The organism is Poseidonocella sp. HB161398 (assembly GCF_005870025.1).
In the GTDB taxonomy this organism is placed as follows: Bacteria; Pseudomonadota; Alphaproteobacteria; order Rhodobacterales; family Rhodobacteraceae; genus Mangrovicoccus.
This window is the reverse complement of record NZ_VATA01000129.1, coordinates 1-8,334: the sequence shown is the minus strand read 5'-3', so window position 1 is coordinate 8,334 and position 8,334 is coordinate 1. Positions and strand designations below refer to the sequence as shown.

Annotated in this window: 4 protein-coding genes; 1 reads left to right on the top strand and 3 read right to left on the bottom strand. The window is 71.2% G+C overall.

The features are described from left to right. Positions 1-287: 287 nt before the first annotated feature. The 3 genes from FGX59_RS35190 to FGX59_RS35180 all read right to left on the bottom strand — a co-directional run bounded on the left by FGX59_RS35190 (position 288) and on the right by FGX59_RS35180 (position 6,491). Positions 288-3,215 carry a site-specific integrase gene (locus FGX59_RS35190; protein ID WP_138473201.1) on the bottom strand — a complete coding sequence of 976 codons (2,928 nt, stop codon included), beginning with the start codon at positions 3,213-3,215 and terminating at the stop codon, positions 288-290. A 143-nt stretch (positions 3,216-3,358) separates the two neighbouring features. Continuing rightward, positions 3,359-5,437, bottom strand: coding sequence for a hypothetical protein (locus FGX59_RS35185; RefSeq protein WP_138473199.1), 2,079 nt, complete (start codon positions 5,435-5,437; stop codon positions 3,359-3,361). Between the two features lie 523 nt (positions 5,438-5,960). Continuing rightward, positions 5,961-6,491: a hypothetical protein gene (locus FGX59_RS35180; protein WP_138473197.1), complete on the bottom strand. Its 531-nt coding sequence runs from the start codon at positions 6,489-6,491 to the stop codon at positions 5,961-5,963. Positions 6,492-6,627: 136 nt separating this feature from the next. On the opposite strand from FGX59_RS35180, the gene FGX59_RS35175 reads away from it, so the two are divergent. After that, a complete protein-coding gene (locus tag FGX59_RS35175; protein WP_138473195.1) occupies positions 6,628-7,860 on the top strand; it encodes a hypothetical protein in 1,233 nt (410 codons plus the stop codon). Positions 7,861-8,334: the final 474 nt, after the last annotated feature.

Genomic DNA, 8,334 nt, shown 5'->3' with positions numbered 1-8,334 from the left:
GCGGAGAAGCTCGACGGCGTCGACCGCCGCCGCGCCAGCCCGGAGCAGGTCCGCCGCCTCCTCGCCGGAAAGACCTATGCCGATGTCCCGAACCTGATGCCCGGCAACGCGGAACAATCCGGCGGCTGATCCGGGCGCCCAGGCCGCCCCGGAGAGCGCCGGCAGCGAAGCTCGCGAAAAGTCTTGCCACGTGGCAAGAACTGGCAATGCCCCGGTCCTTGGACGCGGGCAGCGCCGTTCCATGCAGGCACTGTCCGTGCCAGCCTGCGATCCCATGCCGGAATGCCCTAGCGGCCGAGCGCCCGCTCGAGGTCCTCCGGGCCGAGCGCGAGCGCAATCGCCAGGGCATGGGCCGCCGTTACCGGCGCGCCAGACGCATAATCTCCGGAAATGCGCGCGAGGCCCGTCTCCCCGTCCTCGAAATCCGGCCGCGGCAGCCGCAGCACGGCAATGACGGAGCGGATGCCCCGCTTGGCACGGCGGGGAACGCCTTCCCCGGCCACCTCCAGCCAGGGGTCCATGCCGGCAACGTCGGCCGGCACTTCCAGATGCAGGCTCCAGCGCCGCTTCCTCGGCAGCCGCTCCAGAATCTCCAGGCAGCGCCGGAGCTCTTCCGGGGTGCCGAGCCGGATGCCGGTGTTGGACCGGGTGGCCGACAGCAGGACCTTCGCAAGCCACCAGGCAAGATCTGCACCGAGACTGCCGCGAAGGTTCCAGAACTCCTCCATGAGCAGACGGGCCTCGCGCCTTTCCGCCCGGCTGCGCGGCCAGTGCGGCGCAAGGCTGCCTTCCGCGCCGGGCGGCAGAAGCCGCGGGCTGCCCTTCCGCGTCCTCAGCGCGGCGAGCGCCCGCGCCGCGCCGAGCGACGCCGCGATATCCCCCGCCGTGCCAAGCTGCGCCGCAATGCCGGCCTCCGTCATCTCGCCCCCGTCGAGCTTCTCCAGCACCTGGGCGAACCGCAAGGGCGTCCACGCCCCCGCGGCGCCGGGCACCGCATCAAGCCCTCCGGCCGGCAGGCGACCGGGCTCTAGCGGGCGCAGCCGCGCCGCCAGCCTCCGTGCCAGAGCGTCGTACTGCGATGCGCTGCAGCGCCGCGCGCACCCCTCGAAAATCGCGAGATCCCAGCCATGGACATAGGACTGGCTGGTGATGGACGGGCCGCGATGCCCCGCATGCCGGGACAGCGCACGCCAGGCATCCCGCGGCATCGACAGGGGGGCGACGCTGTCCGCCGCGCGCGCGGCCTCCGCCGCCGTCCAGCCGGACAGCCGGATGCGGAGCGCGGCGCGATCCACGAGCGGATGCGGATGCGGCAGGCGCGCCTCCCAGATTGCCCGGTGCAGATGCGTGAGCGCCGCATGGCGCAGCGTGTGGCCGCTGGCGCCGCAGCCGCCGGCTTCCCCGAGAAGCTCGCCGAGCAGCCTGCCCAGGCCCGCCGGGCTGAACGGCGCGAGGCCGTCCGGCCCCGCCACGCCGAACAGCGGACCCTCCGCCGGAAACGCCGAGCGCCGGTCCAGCCAGGACCGGAACACGGACGCCTCCTCCTCCGTCATGAGCGCGAAGGGCCGGACGCCGCGCCGCGCCCAGGCCGTCTTGTTGCCGCCGAAAGGCGTCCGGACAATGAACAGCACCGGATCCCGGTCCGTCCGTTCGAGATCCGTGGCCCGGGCCTTGCAGGCTTCCCCGATCCGCAGCCCGGCCCGCCATTGCAGGATCAGCAGCGCCTCGATCGCCAGGCGCTCGTCCGCGCCAAGGTCCGGATGGGTCCGGATGGCACATCGGACGGCGAGGATCGCTGCGGCCGGAACGATCAGCGCCCGAACCCGGGTGGCAACGCCCTCCGCCTCGAACACCTCCGGCGGCACGCCGCCGGACACGCGGCCACATGCTTCCGCCCAATCGTGGACGCGGCGCAGGACGCGGCGCAGGTAGCCCCGCTCGCGCTCGCTGCGGATGTCGCTGTCGATCACGGCGGAATAGAGGTCCGCCAGCTCTCCCGCCTCCGCATGCTGCGGGTCGAACGCCCCCGCCACGGCGGCCAGGCGCAGCGCCACGGCGTGGTGGTAGCGCTGGACGGAAGGCGCCTTGATCCCGCGGCCTAGCTCCGCGAGATACCAGTCGCGCAGCAGGAGGCAGGCGGGCGTCCACCAGCTGCTGTCGGCAGCCTCCAGCCGCTGCGCCAGGAGGGCCTCCGGGTTGCGGCCGGGCTCCGCGGACAGATCCGTGCCGACGTCGGGCGTGATGCTGGCGAGGATCCGGTTCAGCGCGGCAAAAGACAGGCTGGCCTGCGGGTCTTCCTCCGGCTCCTCGACGAGCCGGGGGCCGGCAGCTGCCGCCAGAACTGGCAGCGGCACGGCGTCCGGCACCAGGTCCGGGACGGACCCGAGCGCGGCGGACCAGCTTTCGGGCGTGGGAGAGAAGCTCGGCTGGCGTCCGCGGGCGACCGAAATCGCGGCCCGGTCCATGGCCGGGGCCATCAGCTCGAGTTCGGCCAGCGCGCCGTCGATCAGCACGGTCAATGCCAGCGGCGTCGAGCCGAACCCAAGACCCCGTGCGATCAGGCCGGAAATCCCGGCCAGGCTGCCGGCGGCGTCGCGCAGGTCCGCGAAATCCCCGGCGTCCGGTCCGGACTCGGTCCAGGCGGCGATCGCCGCAAGGCTGTCGGGGTCAACGAACCAGCGGCGCAGCGCATAGGGGCCGGCCGCGTCCTCGCCGCTGGTGATCGCGAGGCGGCGCTCCCAGAGCTTCGCGCGGCGGCCATTGCCGGCTTCCGGGCTGCCCTCCTCCGGACCACGCATGAACAGGTCGATCCACAGCGGAAGCCCGGGAGCCTGGCCGAATCGTGCCTGCGGATCCGCGAGCCAGAGCGCCAGCGCCGCGAGGGCGCGCATGTCGGCCAGACCGCCATGCCGGATGGCCGAGGCCAGCACGACGCCGGCACGCTCTGCCGGGGAAGCCGCCGGATCCGGCTGGCCGAGCCGCGCTGCCAGCGCCTCGCCGAACGGGCGCCAGCGGCGCAGCCGGTCCAGTTTCCGGGGGGCCCAATCGTGATCTTCCGCGCGCACCGGAGTGATCGCCGGGGGCGGTGCCACCGGCGCGAGCGGATGCGCAAGGTTCCAGGCATCCACCGCCTCGTGCAGGATATCCGTCACCAGCGCGGCGTCGGCGGCACTGCCGGAGCGCCGCCGCAGCTCCTGGCGCATGGCCTCGATCATGGCATCCGCATCCGGCGGCGGAGGATCCTCTCCCCGCAGCCAGGACAGCTTGGCCCCTATCAGCGTCCGGGCAACCTCTGCCAGCCGCGCCCGCCGCTCTCCCGCGCGCCGGTCCCGCCCGGGGACCTGTGCAGCCGGGACGCTCAAAGCGGGCTCCGCAAGGGCGCCAGGCCAAGCTCGCCGAGCAGGTCCTGGGCCGCACCGGCAACGGCGCGCAGCTCCCGGATCCGGAAGGCCGAACTTGCGCTCAGCGCCTCCTCTCCCAGCCTCGCATGGCCGAAAGCCGCGTCGATCGCATTCGGCGCCACGCCCGCGGTGACCAGGTGGCTGCGCAGCAAATGCCGCGCAGCGTTGTCCTGGACCGGCAGCACCGTGGCCCGGTGCTTCAGGATCGCCGCGTGATCCGGCTCGACAACCTGCCCTGTCCCGTCGAGGAAGAAGAAGAGCGGCGGCGGGGACCCGCCGGACCGCTGCTTGAGAAGCGGCGCAAGACGGTCCCGCACCAAGCCGGGACAGAGCGGCGAAAGCATCTCCGCAAGCGCCCCCAGATGCGCCTCCCAGTGCCGGAGCTGCTCAACCGCTGCGGGCGGAAGCGCCACCAGGCGCGAGGAGGGGCCGCCACGGGTTGCCTTGTCGGAGATCCACATCACGGCCGTGGGCAGGTCGTAGTCCCCTGCCCTCTCGAAGGGCGCGCCGACCGGCCGGTGCCCGGTGGCAAACATCAGGAGTTCCAGCGTGTAGGTCGCGAACAGGTTATGCGCCTCGGCGGCCGCGGCAAGACCGGGCCGTTGCCCGTCCCTGCAGAGCGCCCCGAGTTCCGCGATGTCCTGCGCCAGTTCCCCGAAGGCGAGCCGCAGGAGCTCGCGCGGCAGACGGGCGCGCGAGCCGACGACCGGGGCAGGCTGAGGCACGCGCTCGGGCGGCGCGAGCCCCAGCCCCTCGCGCAGCGCGCGCTCCCACCAGCCGAGCAGCAGGTCCGTGGACAGGGCGGTGTAGTGCATCTGGGCATGGTTGCCCGAATCGTGGCCGCACAGGGCTCCGGACACCGCGGCATCCGCCCCGGCCCGGCGCAGCCAGGCCGCCAGCCAGCCGGAAACCCGGCCGCGCGCATAGGGCCGGGCAACGCGGTCCCGGAGGCGGCGCAGCGACAGGTCCGCCATGCCCGGCGCGAGTCCCAGAAGGGTGCCCGGTGCAAAACCGGCCGGACAGCCAAGACGGAAGCGCTCCGTCCCGTCGGAAGCCAAGCCGAGATCCGCAGCCTCCTGCGCGCCGATCTTGAAAGGCGGCAGGTGGACCGCGGCCTCCAGCACGACTGTCTCGCCCACCTTCACCCATTCCCCGCTCTCCTCCGGTCCGGCGACGCAATCGTCATCGCTGTCCCCGTCCTCGATGACGAGCCCCTCGCCCGCGCTGCCGAAAGCCGACAGCAGCCGGTCAACGCTCCGGCCGTAGATCAGCGAAAGCGCGGCGGCCTGCAGGCCGGGGTCCCCGGGACTTCCCCGTGCCGCACCGAGAAGGACCCGGGCCTCGTGACCGGTCAGGACATCGTGCTCGGCAGGCAGGGCCAGGCCCCGCGTTGCCGTCACCGCAGCTGCCGTCGCAGTCCAGACCCGGTCCTGCACCAGGGCATCGAAGGACTTTCCCGGCCGGGTGACATGGCGCGTGTCGCGGGGCGCGTCCGCGGCCGCTGTCGCTCCGGGCGTCCCCAGCCCGTCCTCGGCTTCCGGCCCGAGGTCATCTCCCCATTCGAGGACATCCTCCGGTCCCCCGGCCGATGTCCGCCGGAGCACGACTCTGCCCGGACCGCCTTCGAACCGGCGGTGGATTGCGGCGCGGTCATGGACCACGCCGTCGAACAGGGTGCAGAGCGCCCCGAGCCAGCGGCGCGGCGATCCTGCCGGGCCTTCCGCCGAGGGCATGCCCTCCCTGGCCGCGACGAGCGTTTCGAGCACTGCAGGGAAGTCCCGTGCCGCGCCCGCGCCGATCCCGTCCAGGACCTCCGGCCTTTTCGTCCTCAGGCGGCGGTACCCGTCCGCAGCGGCAAAGATGCGGTTCTCTGCCGGGTCTCCCTCCAGCCGCTGCAGCATCGCGGCCAGCACCCAGGCGCCGAGACGGTCCGGCCCGGCCTCCACGCCCCGGCCCGGGGCCCTGGCGGCGACGGCCTGGGCAATCCGCAGCCTGTCGACCTGGCCGTCCGGCTGCAGATGGCGAACACGCCGCAACTGATCTGCACGATCGGCCTCGGCGGGGCCGGCCGCAGCCTCCGCTTCCCCGCCGCACAGGGCATCGAGCCGGGCCATGGCCCCGGCCCGGGCTCCGCCGGACCCTTCCGGCAGCAGTCCGAGAAGGCGCCTTGCCTCGGCATGGAGCGCGCGGCACGCGGACTGCGGCACCGCCCCGAACAGGGGATGGGAAAATTTCTCCGGTCCCGGCATCGCCCGCATCCTCGCTGCTGTGGCTCGGCTCCAGCTGAGCATGGACGGCCAGCCCGTTCAATACCGGTACATGCCCGGCCATCCGGATAGCGCCCCAATTGAATACCGGTACATGGAGGCCGATCCGGATAGCGCCCCGGGCGGAACAACGGGACGCCCGCGCGGGACCGCCCCGAACCCAATACCGGTAGACATGCGGAAATCGGGATAGCGCCTCCAAACGCAACATGCTGAAATACTGCGACATTGCCGCCAAGAGGTGCCGCACGCTTCTGAATACCGGTACATGTGGACCCGGCAGGATAGCGCTTCAGGGCGGTCCTGCCAGGGACGCCCGGAATTTCGCGACAGCGCGCTCGAACTGGGTGCCCTCGGCCGCGCGCGGGACACGGAAGGGCGGAGGGCCATCCAGCCGGCTTCCCGCATCCCGTGCCCCGGCCTCACCGGCCGGGATATCGGCACTCATCCCGGCAAGGGACCGGGAAATCTCGCCAGCCATTGCGGCAGGGAGGGATGCAGCACGGAGCAAGATCGCCAACTCCGCCCGCGCCATCTCCAGAACCGCCGCTTCGGCCGCGAAGGGCAGGACAACCGCGAGTATGCCCTCCTCCCCCGCCAGGGCGCGCAGGTAGGCCCCGAACCCGCCGACAACCGCAGGCCCTTCCGGGGCCATGGCGGCAATGGCAACCACCGCGCCACGCGCGGCCGTCTCATGGCCGGCACAGGATGTCCATGCCCTGCTCCAGGCCTCGAAGGCGGGTCGCGCAGCCGGATGGAGCGGCAGTTCCGCCGCATCCGCAATTCGGACATCTTCCGGTTTCCAGCCTGCCGCCATGGGCATGATGAGGCGCTCCCGCTGCCGGTATTGTCAAGGTCGCGGCTACTCGAGATTAAATTCGGGAAATTAACTTCGTTCCGGAAACCATGGGCTTGCAGGCCACGCGATCGATGCCCAAATCCATCCAGAGCGAACAAACATGGAACGCGTGCAGGTGCAGGACCACGACACGGGCGGATTGCCGGCCTATCTCCACTTGGATGAGAAGACCAAGGGCGCCATGTTCGGCGCCGACGCGCGATGGACACGGCTCGTCCTCGACGCATCCTATCTGCATGGGAAAGCAAGCGTTGCCAAGGACCTCGCTACGAACCGGACCGGCGAGATCGTGCTCGACCTCAACGCGGCGGAAACCGCGGCACCCGGCCGCTTTGCCAGCAAGGACAAGCTGCCCTGGGCCAACCGTGACCGCCCCTGGACGCCGGAAGATTTCAGCCGCAGCAGGAATGACGACCTCATCCTGAGAATGGCGCAGTTCGCCGCCGCGCACCATGTCCACACGGTGCTCGCGCCCACGCATCTGCTCGGCGGCACGGGAGAGCCCTGGCTGCCGGTCGACGCGGACGGCTGCCGCCAGCTGCGCGCGGCGCTCGATCGGCTGGGATGCGCGCATGTCTCCATCGACTATCCGGTCCTGGCGCCGCTCGCCCGCGTGCGCGAGCATGCCTGGCGCAAGCAGGTCATCTCCGCTCTCGCGGATCTGCCATTCGGCCAGCTTTGGCTCCGTGTCGGCGGGTTCGGGCTCCACGAAGACAAGCGCGCCGGGATCCTCGTGGTCGCGCTGCAGGATTTCCAGGCGCTCGGACGCCCGATTGTCCTGGACATGGCCGGAGGGGTCGCCAGCCTCGCCGTGCTGGCCTGTGGCGCCGTCAGCGCAATGGGGCACGGCATCGCGAAAGGCGAAAAGATGGATTTTTCCCAGTGGCGCAAGGAACCCAAAGCCGGCAGCAGCGGCGGCGCGCCAATGGCATCCCGGGCCTATCTTGCCCAGATCGACGCCTTTCTCAAGAAGGACCAGCTTGCAGATTTTGCCGGTCAGGTTCCGGCACAGGCCATGATCGATCGCCACTGCCAGAATTTCCTGCGCGACCGCGCTGCCCAGCTGGACAATGCTCTGTCCGGCAGCGCCGAAGAACGTGCCGCAGCCTTCGTCGCCGATCAACGGCGGCGCTTGTGGGAGCTCGAACAGGAGATCAAGCGGGGCGATGCGCCGGGCCTGGCTGCCACACAGCTGGACAAGGCACGGCAACGCACCAAGGCACTCATCCGCGGCCTGGAGGAGACAGGAGCAACCCGCTTCCGTTCGTTCGCGGTCCCGCTTCTGCAGCGCAGCCATGACGCGTTGCAATACCCGCTGGACCTGCAGCCCTGAGCCCGCAATTGCGGCGCAAAAGCGGCCACCGGCGGGACGCCGCAGGCGATCCCGGAATTGCGTTTTCCAAATGTCTTGCCATGTGGCAAGACATGCGCCCTCTCAAGCGTCCCCGAAGCGGTCCCGGACAAATTCCCGGATGGCCGCATCGAACTCTTCGCGGGATATTTCGGGCAGCACTTCCAGCACCAGCTTGCGGCCCCTCGGGATCGCGGCAATGCGGCCGCCGCGCTCGGCCCGTAAACCTTCGGAGCCGGAAGCTCGGCGGCAGGCGGCCGCGCCGGCTTCAGCAGCGCCGCCAGGACCTGCGCTCCGGTCCTCGCCGTCCCCTCGGCCTTCCCGGCCGCCATGTCCCTTGCCACGGCCAGCACTTTCTCCCTGGCGCCCGGATCAGACAGGAGCGGCGCCAGCTGCCGCGCATGCACTTCGAGGATGTCGCGGATCGAAGCATAGGCAGCCACGATTTCTTCCGGG

Bases quoted from the DNA above. Each gene is read 5' to 3' on its own strand.
- FGX59_RS35175 (WP_138473195.1), top strand. From the start codon at position 6,628: ATGGAACGCGTGCAGGTGCAGGACCACGACACGGGCGGATTGCCGGCC.
- FGX59_RS35190 (WP_138473201.1), bottom strand. From the start codon at position 3,215: ATGATCGAGGCCATGCGCCAGGAGCTGCGGCGGCGCTCCGGCAGTGCC.
- FGX59_RS35180 (WP_138473197.1), bottom strand. From the start codon at position 6,491: ATGCCCATGGCGGCAGGCTGGAAACCGGAAGATGTCCGAATTGCGGAT.